General features: G+C 64.2%; 17 protein-coding genes. 13 read left to right on the top strand and 4 right to left on the bottom strand.

The annotated features are described in order from the left end of the window. The first annotated feature begins 201 nt into the window (after positions 1-201). The 4 genes from FYJ92_RS14830 (at position 202) to FYJ92_RS14815 (ending at position 3,397) form a co-directional block, all read left to right on the top strand. Entirely contained in the window at positions 202-597 is a 396-nt protein-coding gene (locus FYJ92_RS14830; RefSeq protein WP_370526001.1) for a DUF1508 domain-containing protein, read from the top strand. Between the two features lie 228 nt (positions 598-825). Further along, positions 826-1,476, top strand: coding sequence for a CHRD domain-containing protein (locus tag FYJ92_RS14825; RefSeq protein ID WP_185261376.1), 651 nt, complete (start codon positions 826-828; stop codon positions 1,474-1,476). A gap of 161 nt (positions 1,477-1,637) precedes the next feature. Beyond that, a complete protein-coding gene (locus tag FYJ92_RS14820; RefSeq protein WP_185261375.1) occupies positions 1,638-1,775 on the top strand; it encodes a hypothetical protein in 138 nt (45 codons plus the stop codon). 215 nt (positions 1,776-1,990) lie between these two features. After that, on the top strand, positions 1,991-3,397 hold the full coding sequence (locus FYJ92_RS14815; RefSeq protein ID WP_370526000.1) for a MinD/ParA family protein: 1,407 nt from the start codon (positions 1,991-1,993) through the stop codon (positions 3,395-3,397). A gap of 42 nt (positions 3,398-3,439) precedes the next feature. Here the strand turns inward: FYJ92_RS14815 and FYJ92_RS14810 are convergent, their stop codons facing one another. Both FYJ92_RS14810 and FYJ92_RS14805 read right to left on the bottom strand, forming a co-directional pair. Then, positions 3,440-3,751, bottom strand: coding sequence for a DUF202 domain-containing protein (locus FYJ92_RS14810; RefSeq protein WP_185261373.1), 312 nt, complete (start codon positions 3,749-3,751; stop codon positions 3,440-3,442). A gap of 9 nt (positions 3,752-3,760) precedes the next feature. After that, on the bottom strand, positions 3,761-4,165 hold the full coding sequence (locus FYJ92_RS14805; RefSeq protein WP_185261372.1) for a YidH family protein: 405 nt from the start codon (positions 4,163-4,165) through the stop codon (positions 3,761-3,763). A gap of 289 nt (positions 4,166-4,454) precedes the next feature. Between FYJ92_RS14805 and FYJ92_RS14800 the strand changes: the two genes are divergently transcribed. The 4 genes from FYJ92_RS14800 to FYJ92_RS14785 all read left to right on the top strand — a co-directional run bounded on the left by FYJ92_RS14800 (position 4,455) and on the right by FYJ92_RS14785 (position 8,639). After that, positions 4,455-5,192: a radical SAM protein gene (locus tag FYJ92_RS14800; RefSeq protein WP_255482130.1), complete on the top strand. Its 738-nt coding sequence runs from the start codon at positions 4,455-4,457 to the stop codon at positions 5,190-5,192. Next, on the top strand, positions 5,192-5,566 hold the full coding sequence (locus FYJ92_RS14795; RefSeq protein WP_185261371.1) for a hypothetical protein: 375 nt from the start codon (positions 5,192-5,194) through the stop codon (positions 5,564-5,566). Before FYJ92_RS14800 ends, FYJ92_RS14795 begins: the two co-directional genes overlap by 1 nt. A 398-nt stretch (positions 5,567-5,964) precedes the next feature. Further along, complete coding sequence (locus FYJ92_RS14790; RefSeq protein ID WP_185261370.1) at positions 5,965-7,668, top strand: S8 family peptidase; 1,704 nt, start codon at positions 5,965-5,967, stop codon at positions 7,666-7,668. Positions 7,669-8,300: 632 nt separating this feature from the next. After that, a complete protein-coding gene (locus FYJ92_RS14785; RefSeq protein WP_309233267.1) occupies positions 8,301-8,639 on the top strand; it encodes a hypothetical protein in 339 nt (112 codons plus the stop codon). Between the two features lie 36 nt (positions 8,640-8,675). On the opposite strand, the gene FYJ92_RS14780 is transcribed toward FYJ92_RS14785, so the two are convergent. Further along, positions 8,676-9,017, bottom strand: a complete 342-nt coding sequence (locus tag FYJ92_RS14780; protein WP_185261369.1) for a hypothetical protein — start codon at positions 9,015-9,017, stop codon at positions 8,676-8,678. Positions 9,018-9,137: 120 nt separating this feature from the next. On the opposite strand from FYJ92_RS14780, the gene FYJ92_RS14775 reads away from it, so the two are divergent. The 5 genes from FYJ92_RS14775 to FYJ92_RS14755 all read left to right on the top strand — a co-directional run bounded on the left by FYJ92_RS14775 (position 9,138) and on the right by FYJ92_RS14755 (position 12,817). Then, positions 9,138-10,355: an MFS transporter gene (locus tag FYJ92_RS14775; RefSeq protein WP_185261368.1), complete on the top strand. Its 1,218-nt coding sequence runs from the start codon at positions 9,138-9,140 to the stop codon at positions 10,353-10,355. Between the two features lie 132 nt (positions 10,356-10,487). Next, complete coding sequence (locus FYJ92_RS14770; protein WP_185261367.1) at positions 10,488-11,027, top strand: alternate-type signal peptide domain-containing protein; 540 nt, start codon at positions 10,488-10,490, stop codon at positions 11,025-11,027. A gap of 71 nt (positions 11,028-11,098) precedes the next feature. Continuing rightward, positions 11,099-11,707, top strand: a complete 609-nt coding sequence (locus FYJ92_RS14765) for a SipW-dependent-type signal peptide-containing protein (RefSeq protein ID WP_185261366.1) — start codon at positions 11,099-11,101, stop codon at positions 11,705-11,707. After that, positions 11,697-12,335 (top strand): signal peptidase I, encoded by a 639-nt coding sequence (locus FYJ92_RS14760; protein ID WP_370525999.1) that lies wholly within the window; start codon positions 11,697-11,699, stop codon positions 12,333-12,335. The genes FYJ92_RS14765 and FYJ92_RS14760 overlap by 11 nt, the downstream gene beginning before the upstream one ends. Continuing rightward, the gene (locus FYJ92_RS14755; RefSeq protein WP_185261365.1) at positions 12,332-12,817 is read left to right on the top strand and encodes a hypothetical protein; all 486 of its coding nucleotides are present in this window, start codon (positions 12,332-12,334) and stop codon (positions 12,815-12,817) included. The genes FYJ92_RS14760 and FYJ92_RS14755 overlap by 4 nt, the downstream gene beginning before the upstream one ends. 47 nt (positions 12,818-12,864) lie before the next feature. Here the strand turns inward: FYJ92_RS14755 and FYJ92_RS14750 are convergent, their stop codons facing one another. Further along, on the bottom strand, positions 12,865-13,773 hold the full coding sequence (locus FYJ92_RS14750) for a phosphatase PAP2 family protein (protein ID WP_185261364.1): 909 nt from the start codon (positions 13,771-13,773) through the stop codon (positions 12,865-12,867). Positions 13,774-13,883: the final 110 nt, after the last annotated feature.

Genomic DNA, 13,883 nt, shown 5'->3' with positions numbered 1-13,883 from the left:
GTTCCTCTTGGTCTAGTTGCCGTGGCCGGGCCTGCCGGACCGTGCGTAGCGCAGTGGGACAGACCTGTCTGTCCCACTGACAAAAAGCATACGCCTGGTAGCTCGGAGGGTTCCCTTTTTCGTGGACATGCGGCAGACTCTTGAGCACTTGATGAATTGATAAATTACGATGTGGTGACCGCATCGGCGGAGAGGAACGCAATGGTGCGTTCCTTGCTCAGTGGCAACGACGCCGCGGAGGATCCGCAGACCAGGAGGATGGATATGGCTGGGATGTTTGTGCTGTTTGTTGATGCTGAGTCGAATTTCAGGTTCCGGGTCACCGCGCCGGATGGAACCGTGATGGCCGTGTCCAAGGCCTTTGACGGCAAGGCAGCAGCCGTGGCAGGCATTGCCGCCGTGCGGGAGTACGCCGGCATGGGACTGATCGCCGACACCTCCAAGGCGGCCGGCCCGGCAGCGCCGCCGGGGGGCCATGAAACTCCTGCTGCCCAGCTCCATAAAGTCCGGCACGTTCCCGTGGCGGCCGACCTACACGCCCGTGGCCGGGCGCTCCGTGCAGCGGCAAACGGTGTCCGGTGGGCCGGGGGAGCCTAACCCCGCCGGCACCCCGGACGTCCTCATGCCGCGTGGCCAGCAGGCTAGCGTCTTTGTCAGTGCCGGGCCGGGGCTATCGCCTGCGACCCCCACTGTATGGTATTTTCAGGCTACATGCCGGGGGGCGGACGTCTCCCCGCATGGGCCGGCGCGCCGTTCCTTGACTGTAAGCCGGACCCGCCAATGGATGAGGCTGTGGCGAGACGGTGATCCTTTTGAGGAGACATCATGCGTAGATCAGCAGTATTGTGCGGGACGGTGACGGTGGGGCTTGTCCTGCTCACCGCGGCAGGGGCACCTGCGGCTTCCCGGCCAAGCGCCAAGTCGGTGCCGAACAAGGAATTCGTAGCTCAGTTGTCGCCGTTGAACGCGGGCGCGCACACTGTTGCCGGCACAACCTACACGATTCCGTCAGCGAGCGGGACCGCTGTGATCACAGTCAACGGTGACGATATAACCGTCACTGTGGACGTCCAAGGGGTCACCGCCGGAACGCTCCACCCGCAGCACATCCACGCCGGGACCACCTGCCCCAATGCCAGCGATGACGTGAATCACGACAGCTTCGTGGACGTTATCGAAGGTCTGCCCAAGTATGGGCCGGTTCTGATCTCCCTGGACAGCGACCTGAACAGCTTCGCGCCCTCACTTGATTTCCCGGTGGCGGACGCGTCCGGCAGCTATCACTACAGTGAAGAGGCCGCCAAGTCCCACCTGCAGTCAGAACTCAAGCAGGCACTGAAGCTGGGGGACCGGCACGTGGTCATCCACGGCATCAATCCGACCGACCCGCTGCCAACCACGGTTGCGTCCCTGCCCGGACTTCCGGCCTGGGCGACACTGCCCGTAGCCTGCGGCCAGCTGAGCCAAAGCCGGTAATCCACGCAATCAGTAACACATCCATCGACCACAGGTTGCGCGGCTGCCCCGGAGGACGCAGCCGCACAACCTGGGGACGATGTGACTTGTCATCAACGTGACCAACCGATAACGTGACCTCTGATCGCATGGGGGATCACTTCTAACCTTCGGAGACCGTTGTGGCTCTCATTGACTATGCCTTGGCGCTGTGCGCACTGTTGGGCACGCTGTTACTTCCCTTCTATGTGACGTACCACGCACTGCGCCGGAAGCGACGCGCCGTGCGGGTGACCGCCACGAGGAGTAACCGCAGCTAGCCATGCCCTACATCGACATCAACCCGCATAAGGGCCGCCCCAAATGGCAGGCCTACACCGTACTCGCCGTCCTTCTGGTTCTCACCGCCGCCGTGGTGATTGCCGCGCTCAGCCGCGGCTGACCTCGCCATTCCGCACCAGCGCCTAGACTTACTGTTTGAATCAGTCCGTAAAGTGCCGCAGAACCTTGTGCCGAAAGTCCTGGGGGAACAGACATGCCCGATCCGGCGGATCAGAACGCACGCCCCATCGCAGATGCAGGGCTACCGCAACCGCCCCGCCGACGCCGTGACCTCCGTCGCGCCGACGGCGCCCTTTCGGATGCCCAGACAGGAACCATGCCAGCCGTAACGCCAGATCTCTCCAACACCCCCGACGCCGGCACCCCCGTACCGCGCCGCAGTTCCTGGGCCGAGGCGGCGGCCGCCGCCGACCAAGCCACACCCGCATCTTCTGCCCCCATCACCTCTGTTCCTGCGCCCACCCGCCGGCCCGCGCGGCCGCCCGTGACCGCGCAGCCACAGGTGGTACCGCAGGCCGGGCAGCCTGCCGGGCCGGACTCAGGCACCCCCGCAACGGCGTACGACGGCGACGAAGCCGCGCCGTCGTCGTCGTACGTTCCAGGGGAAGCACCGACGCCGGCGTTCCGGCGCGTCCGCCCTACCGCGGCGGACGTCATCGCCGACAGTCCCATGCCCGATTTCATCAGCTCCCCGGGCCTGTTTGTGCGCGAACAGAAACCGCGGCCGGTGGGCGGAGTCCGCGGCGCCCTCTACGCGCTCACGGGCGGGGCCTGGAACCTGGGCCCCGGCGCCAAGCAGCGCGAGGAAGACGAACTGGGCCGCCGCATCTCCCGTCAGCTGCAGGGCAGTTTCAACACCGCGGTCCTGAGCCTCAAGGGCGGCATCGGCAAGACCTCCACCACGGTGGGCGTGGGCCTGACGCTGGCCGAATTCCGTGGCGACCCGCCCTGCGCCATTGACGCCAACCCGGACTCCGGCGACCTCGTGGAACGCGCCCTGGGCGAAGGCATCTATCAGCAGGCCAGCCCGCGCACCATCACGGACCTGCTGGCGAACATCGAAGGTGTTGACTCCCTCACCGCACTGGCCCGGTACATGCACCACGCCGGCCGGCTGCACCTGATCGCGGGAGAGCAGGACCCGGAGGTCTCGGACTCGCTCACGGCCGCCGAGTACCTGCGGATCCGCAAACTCATCTCCAGCTACTACTCCGTGGCCCTGACCGACTGCGGCACGGGCGTGACCCACAATGCCATGAGCGGGATCCTGCAGTCGGCGGACAACATCATCATCGCCGCCGGGTATGCGGTGAGCGGGGCCAAGCGTGCCCGCAGCACCCTGCACTGGCTGGCGAGCCACGGGTACGAGGACCTGGCCCGGAACGCGATTGTGGTCATCACGGACAAGGACGAGGTCTCCTCCCGCGTGGACAAGGACGCCATCGAGGAACACCTCGCCGGGATCTGCCGCCAGCTCATCGCCGTCCCGCACGATCGCGGAGTGGCCGACGGCGACCTGGTCACCCTGGACGTGCTGAAGCCGGACACCCGGCGGGCGTACAAGGAAATCGCGGCGTCGATCGTGGACGGGTACCGGTAGGGTTTTTCGGACTTCACCGCGCCGGGATACGCCGGCGGCGGGCTAGAACGTAAGCGCAGCGACGAGGCTGGCGGCGCCGAGCAGGACAACTCCTGCGGACAAGGCCAAGACGCCGCCCGCATCGGCGTGGAGATTTTCGGCGTTAATGCCTCGGGAGCTTCGCCGGTACCGGATCCGTTGGGTGGCGAAGATACCACCGGCCGTGACCACTGCCGCGGCTACGAGGGCTAGAACCAGCGGCCCGTGAGTCGGCAACCAGCGCAGGAAAATGGCGCTGACGGTGAGCAGTGCCAGCAGTGTGCGGCCCCAGGCCATGACGGTTCGTTCGGGCTGGAGCCCCGGGTCCGTATGCACGGACACTGCTCAGCCCGCCAGGATCAGGAAAATGATGAGGCCCGCGGCTGTGGCTCCGCCCAGGGCCAGCAGCGGAACCAGCAGCGGCAAAGGCAGCGGCGTTCCAGCCCGCATGCTTCGCTCCACCGAGAGCCACCGGGCGGCGGCGCCCGCGCTGATCAGCATGCCGAGGACAAGCAACAGGACGGACAGCCCTTCCCGGACGGGTCCGCTGAAAAGCCCGCCGGCAAACGCCTCGATCGCGATACCGCCGGCCAGGAACGCCAGCGACGTCCTGATCCAGGCCAGGAACGTGCGCTCGTTGGCCAGGGTGAAGCGGGGGTCCGGTTCGGTACCACCCGGCAACAGCTTCCGGGCCAGCCAGCCGCGCGGTATCGGAGTGGCATCGGATGAGGGTACGGGTAGTGGGGACACGTTCCTAGTCTAGGGATGGTGCGGGACGGTTGCGATCAGCTCCGGCCCGTGGCACAGTGCGGAATCTTGCGGGAATGCACCCTGCCATCTTTGGCTGATCCTGAGGATCAATAACTAGCGTCGACGCATCAGCCATACGAAAAGGGGCGTCAACAATGACCATTCTTGAATACCTCACAGGCTTGGCAATCATCCTCGGATCCCTGATGGGCGCCATGGGGCTCGCGGCGGCGGTCGTGCGCCACAGGCGAAGCCACTAGTCGACTGGCGGCCTGGCCGCCAGCCACTCGTGGAACGTCTGGCGGCCAATTACCGCCAGGTGCCGGAGGCTTACGCCTATGGGCTGCCCGCGATGCAGACGCAGCACACGTGCATCCTCCTGCAGGACATCATCGAGCACTGCAATCTGCGCTGCCCCACCTGCTTCACCGCATCCGGCCCCCAGCTGCAGGGAGTGGCGCCGCTCAGCGAGGTGCTCGCGAATATCGACACCCGGCTTGCCCGCGAAAACGGGCGGCTGGACGTGCTGATGCTCTCCGGCGGCGAGCCGACGCTTTATCCCCATCTGGCCGAACTCCTGGATGAGCTCGTCGCCCGGCCGATCGTCCGGATCATGGTGAACAGCAACGGGATGCTGATGGCCACCGACGATGAACTGCTTGCACTGCTGGCCAGGCACCGGGACTGCGTGGAGGTGTACCTCCAATACGACGGACCGTCCAAAGAAGCATCCATCCACCACCGCGGGGGAGACCTGACCCGCTTCAAAGACATGGCCATCGCGCGCCTGTCCGAGGCAGGTGTTTTCACCACCCTGACGATGACAGCGACACTCGGCGTAAACGACGGTGAGGTCGGCGCCGACAGCGCGATCCCGCTCGAGCTGCGCAACCTCATGAAGTCCTCCCTGCCGGACCTGCTCAGCGAGCAATCCTCCCTGTCCCACCCGCGGACAATGGATCTTTGGAAGATCATCTGCGAACTTCTCCCGGTCCGCCAGGTCCGAGCCAGCGACAGGGAGGAATGATGAGTTCCGCTTCTGATGCCCGGCGTATTGCAGCCGGGCCGTCGCCGTCCAAGCTCGTGCGCTCGAAGCACGCAGGCCGACACGGACATAGTCCTGACCCTGAAACGGATCCGCAGTCCCCGCCGACCTTCGATCCGCTGCGGCTCTGCATCTTCGCGACCATTGCCCTGCTCGGCTGGGCAACCGGTCCGCTGGCACTGTCCGTATTCGCCGCCATCGGATTCGCAGGCTACTGGAAAGCCCGACGGCGGGGCCTGACGAGGTCGAAGTGCTACCTCCGCGATACGAGGCTGGTCCTGGCCTACCTCGGCATCCTGTTAGCGGCCGGGTTATGGGGGATATATTCGCTGGCAGCTCAAGTGTTCGGCTTTTAGAACCAACAACAGTGGGGCCCGATACCCCACGGAATATCCCGGTTCGCGATCACTATTGATGAGTCTCGTCGAGAGCTTTCATGTTGTCTGTCGCGCCCGTAAGCTTGGGGGCTGTGCCCCTTGTCCCGCAGCCCGTGAACAACCCGAATTCGCCCGGCTTCTCTAAAACAGCCGAAGAGGCCCGTGCCTGCGTGGCGGAGGCCAGATCCGATGGCGGTCCGCCCCGTGCCCTTAAAGCCATAGCATCCGTTTTCCTTGCGTTGATAGCACTATCTTTGACACCTGCTCACGCTGATGCTGTAACTGACAGCCCACCCTTACCGGTCCTCTCTTCTCATCCGTCCTCCTCTGCTCTACCCGCAGGGGAACAGCGGTACATTGTGCAATATGGCAGCGATGTGAATGCAGAAGCGGAGTCCAATTCTCTCCAAGAGAGAGGGATCGAAGTCAAAGAGACGCTCTCTCATACGATGAAAGCTTCAGTGGTTGTAGCGACCTCCGATGAGATAGAGACACTGAAGAAATCAGTACACGTAGCATCGGTTGAACTGGACACCCCTGTCTCAATCACCGGCTCCACCTCCATCTGGGGGCTTGATCGAATAGATCAACGAACAGGAAGAGACGGCCAATTCGCTATCGGTAATGAAGGCGCCGGGGTAAATGTCTACGTTGTTGACACCGGGCTCTACATGTCGCACTCAGAATTTACCGGCAGGGTTGCTGCCAGCTGGACGGGTATCAGCGATGGCAATGGGGCCAACGACTGTAACGGACACGGGACGCACGTCGCCGGAACAGTCGCCGGAACAACCTACGGTGTTGCCAAAAAGGCCGCTATCGTTCCCGTCCGAGTGGTCGAATGCGATGGAAGCGGCTGGAACTCGACAGCCATAGCAGGGGTCGACTGGGCGGTTGCACACCACATTGCCGGCCAGCCAGCAGTTATGAACCTCAGCATTGGTGGTTTCACCAGTTCCTCCTTTGACCAGGCTGTTCAGAGCGCGGTAAATGACGGCATCACGGTTGTGGCCGCCGCAGGTAACGACGGTGCGGATGCCTGCAATTCCTCTCCTGCCCGAATTCCGTCTGCCATTACTGTTGCAGCGACAGACATCAATGACGCTCAGGCATCATGGTCCAACTACGGTCCATGTGTGGACATTCAAGCGCCGGGAGTATCTGTCAGGTCGGCTTGGAACAATTCTTCTACCGACTACAACACCTTGAGCGGCACGTCAATGGCTACCCCTCACGTTTCTGGTGCGGCTGCTATTATGCTCTCCCGAGACCCCGCACTGTCGCCCGCACAGGTTCACCAGTCAATGATCAATAACGCTACAACAGGTGTAATTAGTGCCAACAAAGGTGCAACCCCTAATAGGTTGCTATTCGTCCCCGGCACGCCTCCTGTTCCTCCCTCCTGCTCGAATCTCAAGCCGGGGGATGCATGGGCTGGGGTAGGTACACGTTGTGGGCTCCAGGGATCGGCAGCTTCTACTTTCTCTATTACTGAAGACGCCCCGGGTCCCGCCTCCGCTGTAACGGCTCCTGAAGTTCCTGCTCCTGAGGCTCCCGTTACGGCTCCGGACGCAGCACCTTCCATTTCTGAAGACACCCCAGTATCAGCGCCAGCTACTACCGAAGATGCCACGGCTCCCGCACCCTCACCTGCACAACAGGTGCCTGTGCGGACTGATGCTCCATCTGAGGAGGTTGCAGCCACTTTCGCCCGGCTTGTGTCTGCTGCTGGCAATGCGGCCCAGGAAGCGGCGGCGGCAAAACCTAAAGTGATTTCACCTGAGGCTATGGCGGACGAAGTCACGAAAGAAGCTGAAACGACACCCTCGGAAACGCCGTCGTCAACAGCGATGGTGACCCCGCACGTGAGCGCGACTTCTGCCGCCTCACCAGGTGGAGTCACCTCCATGACTCCTGTTGGCGGTACATATGAAGGCGCTCCGGAAGTTCGTGCCGTCACCGGAGCGAATACCCCTGTCTGGGCGATCACGACCGGGGCATTTATGTCCGTGATCGGTGGAGCGGCCATTACAGGAATGGTTAGGAGACTGGCAGCCGCAAGACGCCAAAGATCAGGATGAGAAACATCGGTGTACGCCGTCGATAGCAGGCTCTTGAGTATGCCGGCCCGGCGACTTCGTCGCCCATGCCGCCCGCTGCGGTATCAGACACGGCTGCACACAGACAGGCACGACCAAAAATCAGCCGCGAAACCGTGACCAGTACATGGAAACAGAGAGCTGAAGGCGGGAGCGAGCGGGCAGGCGACTGCGGGACCAAGATTCGCGTGGTGCTGATGACTTAGGACAAACCAATGTCAACAGTCGCGGAGCATTTGTCCCCGCCCACGGCGCCGGCCGATACGTGCAGATCTACACCACCCACGAACGAGTCATATGCCCACGCCACGGTCTCTGGATCGGCGAGGGCGTCACCGGCTTCACCGATGCTGCCAGGCAACCCGAGACTTACGCAACTACCCCAACCGAGCCCTACGCCTCGCCGGCATCACCATCGCCTCAACGACTTTGCAGGAGACCTGGAGCCTGGCCCGGGGCTGGCTGGCCAGACGCGGGCGGCTCCGACACAATGAACCCTGGTGTTGCGCAGATCACATTCCTTGCCTACGCTGAGTGAGGCTGCAGAGGCGCGGCCATTTGGCCGCAGCGTCGCGGCCTCCCCGGCTGCAGTGTCGCAGCCACGCAAGGAAGGCATGATTATCTTGTCCGAAAAGCTCAGCATTCTTGTCCGTGTAGATCTCGACCACGCGAAGGCCCAGGTTCTCGCCAAGGGCCACGTCACCATCCACAGCATCCAGGCCCTCTACGTTGTGGTGAAACGCGCCAACTCCTTGAAGCACAACCTGGACCTGGAATTGGACGTGCGGAACGCCCGCGTCGATCCCGAAGCCCTGCGGCTGCTTCAGGCATGCTCCGAGGCCCATCACCTGCCGGCCAGGATTGACCCGCAGCAGACCCACTGCACGCTCAGCATCCTGGCACCCCGGCGCGTCACCGCGAAGGCCACCGAGTTCAGCCACGTCGCAGCCTGACCCACACACTCTTTGGTGGAGGGCCGCCGTCCGGGGTTATCCGACGGCGGGAAGCCCGCCGGCCAGTTCCGCCGCCGCAGCGAGGGCCCAGCGGTCGCTCTCCGGAGCGAAGAAGACCACCGTGGAGGCCTCGGCGTCGCGGGCTTCGTCGAGGGCGAACAGCAGCGCGTCCTCCAGGTGCTGCGCGTGTTCCAGCCGTTCGGGAAGCGTGCCCGGAAGAGTGCCGTCGTCAATGACCACGTGGGCCTTGCCGTCCACAATGACCTTCAGCGCAAAACCCTGGTCCTCGTGAAGGGACCCCCGGGTGGACGCGATTTCCGTGACCTTGTCGGCCCGGACCAAACCGTTGTTGATGGTGCGGATCCACACTTCACCCATGAGGCCTCCTTGGCTGTGAGGGGCAGGCGGGAGCGCCCCACAAGGCAAACGTTAGTCCTCGCGGCGCCGCTTGTGACCCCCTGAAAGCCGGCGAATTTCCGGCGGCATAAGATAAATCTGATGACTTCGCCAGGTACCTCACAGCCGTTCAATTTCCGAAGTATCGCCATACCCGCCTTCGGTCCTGCGCTGCTGTTCTCCATCGGCGAAGGCGCGGTTCTCCCTGTGGTGGTCCTCTCCGCCCGCGACCTCGGCGCATCGGTGGCGGTGTCCGCCTTGGTGGTCACACTGATTGGGCTCGGCTCGTGGTTCTTCAACCTGCCCGCGTCCCTCATCACGCTCAAGTTCGGCGAACGCTGGTCCATCGTGGGCGCCGCCGCGGCGGGAGCCCTCGCACTCGCGGCCGCCGCGATGTCCTCCCTGATCCCCAACGGACTGTGGTTGCTCGCGGTGGCCATGGTGGTCGTCGGAATGGCCGCAAGCGTCTTCAGCCTGGCGCGGCAGAAGTACCTCACAGAGGCTGTACCCGTCCAGTTCCGGGCGCGGGCGCTGTCCACGCTGGGCGGGGTCAGCAGGATCGGCGTTTTTATCGGACCGTTCATCGGCGCGGGCGTGATGCAGTTCGCGGGGATCTCCGGAGCGTACTGGGTGGGGGTGGTGGGCATGGCCGCGGCCGCGGTTCTGGCTGTCACCATCCCGGATCTGGTGGTCCCGCCAGCGCCCGACGGCGGACACAAGGGTCCGGAGCCGACCCTGCGGAATGTGGCGGTATCTCAGGCCCGCGTCTTCCTGACGCTGGGCATAGGGATTCTGTTGCTGAGCGCGCTGCGCGCGTCCCGCCAGGTGGTGATCCCGCTGTGGGCGGAGCATCTGGGCATGGATCCGGCGCAGGCTTCCGTGATTTACGGGCTGTCCGGCGCAATCGACATGCTGCTGTTTTACCCGGCCGGAAAGGTGATGGACCGCCGCGGCAGGCTCTTCGTGGCCATCCCGTCCACCATCATCATGGGCATCGCCATGCTGCTCATTCCTTTGACTGCATCCTTTGCCGGGCTGCTGCTGGCCTCACTGCTGATCGGATTAGGCAACGGCATCAGCTCCGGCCTGATCATGACGCTCGGCGCCGATTTCTCGCCCGACCGCGGCCGCGGCCAGTTCCTGGGGCTGTGGCGTTTCATCGCCGACGCAGGCTCCACCGGCGGGCCCGTCCTCCTCTCCGGGGTGACCGCGCTTTTCACGCTGGGCGCGGGTGTCTCGGCCACGGGCTTCCTGGGGTTCGCGGCGGCTGGTGTGTTCGCGGCTGTGCTGCCGAGGCTGAAGCACCGGCGGAATTACTAACTTTGATGGACCGGTTTTGGCTTGGAAGTTCTTGTGTAAACCTTGATGGATTCCCCCCGGCAGTCCTGATCGAGGCCGTGCATTGTGGTGTTCAGCAGGAAACCACGCAAGCAAAGTCTGAGGGGACACACCATGAAGAACATGACACTGATCACCGGATCCGCAGCCATCGCACTGGGCGGGGCTCTGATGCTGGGCGGCGGCGGCACACTGGCCAACTGGAACGCAGAAGCCACAACCACCCCGGGCACCATCGTCTCCGGCAACCTGAACCTGGTGAACTCCACTGCAGGCACCTGGAAGGACCGCAACGGTGACGCGGTCACTATCGCCAACTACAAGGTAGTGCCGGGCGACAAGCTCACCTTCACGCAGACACTGCCTGTCACCCTCGAGGGTGACAAGATGGCCGCCAACGTCGCCACCACCGGTATCAGCGCCACCAACGGTTTCACGCCGGCCAACGTCACCGTTTCCGCTCCGGTCCTGACCGTCGGCGGGTTGCCTGTAGCCAACCCGCTGAAGCCCACCGGCTCCGCCCAGACAGTGACCGCCACCATCACCTTTGAATTCCTGTCCACGACCGCCGGCCGCACCGACGTGGGCGTTTCGTACAACTTCAACAGTGTTGCCTTCCAGCTGACGCAGGTCACGCAGTCCGGCCTGTCCTAGTCTGAGATTGGCGGTTGGCCAATCGGCCAACCGCCAGGCTGGAAAGATTAGGATCAGGACCAGGAGGAACAATGCGGATCCCGCGGATGCTGCGAACCGGTGTACTCATCGCAGCAGCGGTGGTGCTCGGACTGCTGACAGTCCAAGGCACCTACGCCTTGTGGAACGCCAGCACCACCGCTGCTCCGGGAATCGTCTCCGCTGCTTCGTTCGATGTCGCCCTCACCGCAAGCCCCTCGGGGCAGGTGACCAACATGACCATCGCCGGAGGACAGGCAGGCAGCCTGAACCTCACGCAGACCGCTACAGTCTCGCCAGGAAACTCGGTCTACGCCAACGTTGCAATTGTCAATGGCAGCAACGCCGGCGGAACCTTCAACGCGGCGCTCACCGTTGGCCAGGCAACGCTCGCCAACGTCAACAGCGGCGTCCTGGCCCAGTACCTTACGGTCAGCGCCAAAAATGTCACATCGACCGCACAGTGCGGCACAACCACCGGATACACGGTGCTGACCGCAGCCGGGCTGACGTCAGCGTCCGTCCCCAAGTCCACGAGCACCGTGTTCTGTTTCCAGGTCAGCCTCAGTTCCACCGCCCCGTCCACCGTGAAAGGCCAAGCCGTGAACATCACTCTTCCGATCACCGCCCGCCAGCTCTGCGGGGTGCCCAGTGGCTGCTGATCTGTACTTCGCCGGCGACCGCGGTTCAGGCTTCGGTTCCACCCGATCGGGCTCCGCCGGCGGTGACGGCTCCAAGCCTGCCGGCAGTGTTTTCTGGGCCGCGGCCTGGCGGGTGCTGAACCTGGTGGTCATGATGATCGCCGTGTTCGCCGCACTGGTGCTGGTTGTGGTTCCCCGGGCCACAGGGTCCCAGACGTACACCGTTCTGACTAACTCCATGGCGCCCAAGTTCCCGCCCGGCACGTTCCTGGTGATGAAGCCGGCGGCCTTCGACGAACTCTCCTACGGGGACGTCATCACCTTCCAGATGTACTCAGGCCGGCCCGACGTCGAAACGCACCGGATCGTGGGCTTCGGCGCCACCCAGGCGGGGGAAAGAACCCTTGTGACCAGGGGCGACAACAACGGTGCCAACGATGCCGAACCGGTCACCGCCCCCCAGGTCACCGGCAAGCTGTTCTATGCGGTTCCCTACGCGGGATTCGCCGCTAACGCGCTGGGCAATGTGGACCGTGACCTCTGGACCAGGCTGGCCGCAGCCGGCCTTATCGGGTACGGCGCCACGGTGGTCTTCAAAGCAGTGCGCAAAATGCGTAAGCGGGGCACCCGGGCGGAGCAGGCGGAGTGAGCAAACTCCGGAGCCTCCAGGTGCCGGCCCTGGCCGTTGGAGCCTTCGCCCTCACAGTTCTGCTTGGCCTGGGTGGCGGTCCCGCGGCGGCGCTGTGGCAACAGTCAGCCACAGCCACGATGACGGTGACCGCGAACGGCTGGCCCGGGCCGGCCATCACGTCCCTCACCTGCTCAAACACCCCCTCGCAGAAGGAATCCACCCTCAGCGTTACCGTGCCCCAGGCGCCGGCCACACTGACCTACGCCGCCGTCCAAGCCGATGGGACTTACGGGACCAGCTATTCCGTGACGACTCCCATCGCGTCCACGCTGACGCCAGGCACCATTACCCTCACTGGAACCTCGCAGATCGTGGTGGACAGCGGCGCGGCCACCCTGCTGACAGTGCGCGTCACGGCCACGTACACCTTGGATCAGACCGTGGCCTCAGCCAACTACACCCTGAAGCTGGACTCGAAAAGCCAGAAGGTCTACTGCTAGGCAACCAGCCTGCGAAGGCCTGTGCGGCGGCAGCCGCGGCGGTGCCGTCAGCGACTGGGCGCGTCCCGCCGTCGTGCGGCATACGCGAACAGTGACGTGGTGGCGACGGTGGCCAGGTAGCCGGCGATCACGATAAGCGCGATCCCGGCCCAGAAGTAGTTGGTGGTGCTCCCCTCCTGGAGCGGGCCCGGGGCGATCTTGGCCAGCGAATACACCGCCACCCCCGCCGACGCGAGCCCGATCAGCACCGGCAGCGTGAGCCAGATTTTCGCCGAGCCCACATGTGTGCCAAAGCCGTCCCACACGTTCCATGCGGCGCCATTGCGGATGATCAGCCAGCCGGCGGGGATCATAAACGCGCCCACCAGGAGGAACGCGGCCACCACGTCGGCGGGCCGGTGCCACTGGTTGATCAGTGTGGAAACCCCCGACGCGATAGCGAACGTGCCGCCCACAAAACCGGCCAGGGGACGCCAGCGCGGCGAAGCCATCAGGAACACCGCCGCCGCAGCCGACGCCGCCAGCGTGGTGTGACCGGACGGCAGCGAATTCAGTTCCAGCGTCACCACGCCCTTGTCCGGACGCACGGGCAGCACTTCCTTCAGGACCTGCGTGGCGATATTCGCGCCGATGCACGCGGCGACGGCAATCCCGGCAGCCGTCCACCGCCGTCGGATGACCGTGACAAACAGGACCACGACGGCGGCCACCACCAGTGAGATGGTGGGCAGCCAGTCCAGGAACTCGGTGGCTGCCTTGCCCGCGGGTCCGTGGATGTCCACGGCCTCAACCAGCGCGGATTCATCGATGAACTGGCCCGTGCTGGTCTGGACGAAGTAATAGTAGGTGGCGATCAGGCCCACAATGCAGGCGAGCCAGGCGAACGCGAACATAAAGCCGGAGCCCGGGGTGGGGCGGGCAGGGGTCCGCGGTGGTGCCTGGCGTGGAATGGTCATCGGTTAAGGGTGTCACAGAAAACTGGGAGGAACCGCACGGTTGTTTCAGGCCCAGGCTGGCCGAATTGCGTAACTTTTGGGCGTGCGCCGAGGGCTGGCCCGAGGGACTA

It is taken from the genome of Pseudarthrobacter sp. NBSH8, assembly GCF_014217545.1.
Lineage (GTDB): Bacteria > Actinomycetota > Actinomycetes > Actinomycetales > Micrococcaceae > Arthrobacter.
The sequence above is the reverse complement of the archived record's forward strand: the minus strand, read 5'-3'. Positions and strand labels throughout refer to the sequence as shown.

Excerpts from the sequence above, each read along its gene's own strand:
- FYJ92_RS14830 (WP_370526001.1), top strand. The coding sequence starts at position 202 with ATGGTGCGTTCCTTGCTCAGTGGCAACGACGCCGCGGAGGATCCGCAG.
- FYJ92_RS14770 (WP_185261367.1), top strand. The coding sequence starts at position 10,488 with ATGAAGAACATGACACTGATCACCGGATCCGCAGCCATCGCACTGGGC.
- FYJ92_RS14750 (WP_185261364.1), bottom strand. The coding sequence starts at position 13,773 with ATGACCATTCCACGCCAGGCACCACCGCGGACCCCTGCCCGCCCCACC.
- FYJ92_RS14775 (WP_185261368.1), top strand. The coding sequence starts at position 9,138 with ATGACTTCGCCAGGTACCTCACAGCCGTTCAATTTCCGAAGTATCGCC.
- FYJ92_RS14780 (WP_185261369.1), bottom strand. The coding sequence starts at position 9,017 with ATGGGTGAAGTGTGGATCCGCACCATCAACAACGGTTTGGTCCGGGCC.
- FYJ92_RS14825 (WP_185261376.1), top strand. The coding sequence starts at position 826 with ATGCGTAGATCAGCAGTATTGTGCGGGACGGTGACGGTGGGGCTTGTC.
- FYJ92_RS14815 (WP_370526000.1), top strand. The coding sequence starts at position 1,991 with ATGCCCGATCCGGCGGATCAGAACGCACGCCCCATCGCAGATGCAGGG.
- FYJ92_RS14795 (WP_185261371.1), top strand. The coding sequence starts at position 5,192 with ATGAGTTCCGCTTCTGATGCCCGGCGTATTGCAGCCGGGCCGTCGCCG.
- FYJ92_RS14765 (WP_185261366.1), top strand. The coding sequence starts at position 11,099 with ATGCGGATCCCGCGGATGCTGCGAACCGGTGTACTCATCGCAGCAGCG.
- FYJ92_RS14785 (WP_309233267.1), top strand. The coding sequence starts at position 8,301 with ATGATTATCTTGTCCGAAAAGCTCAGCATTCTTGTCCGTGTAGATCTC.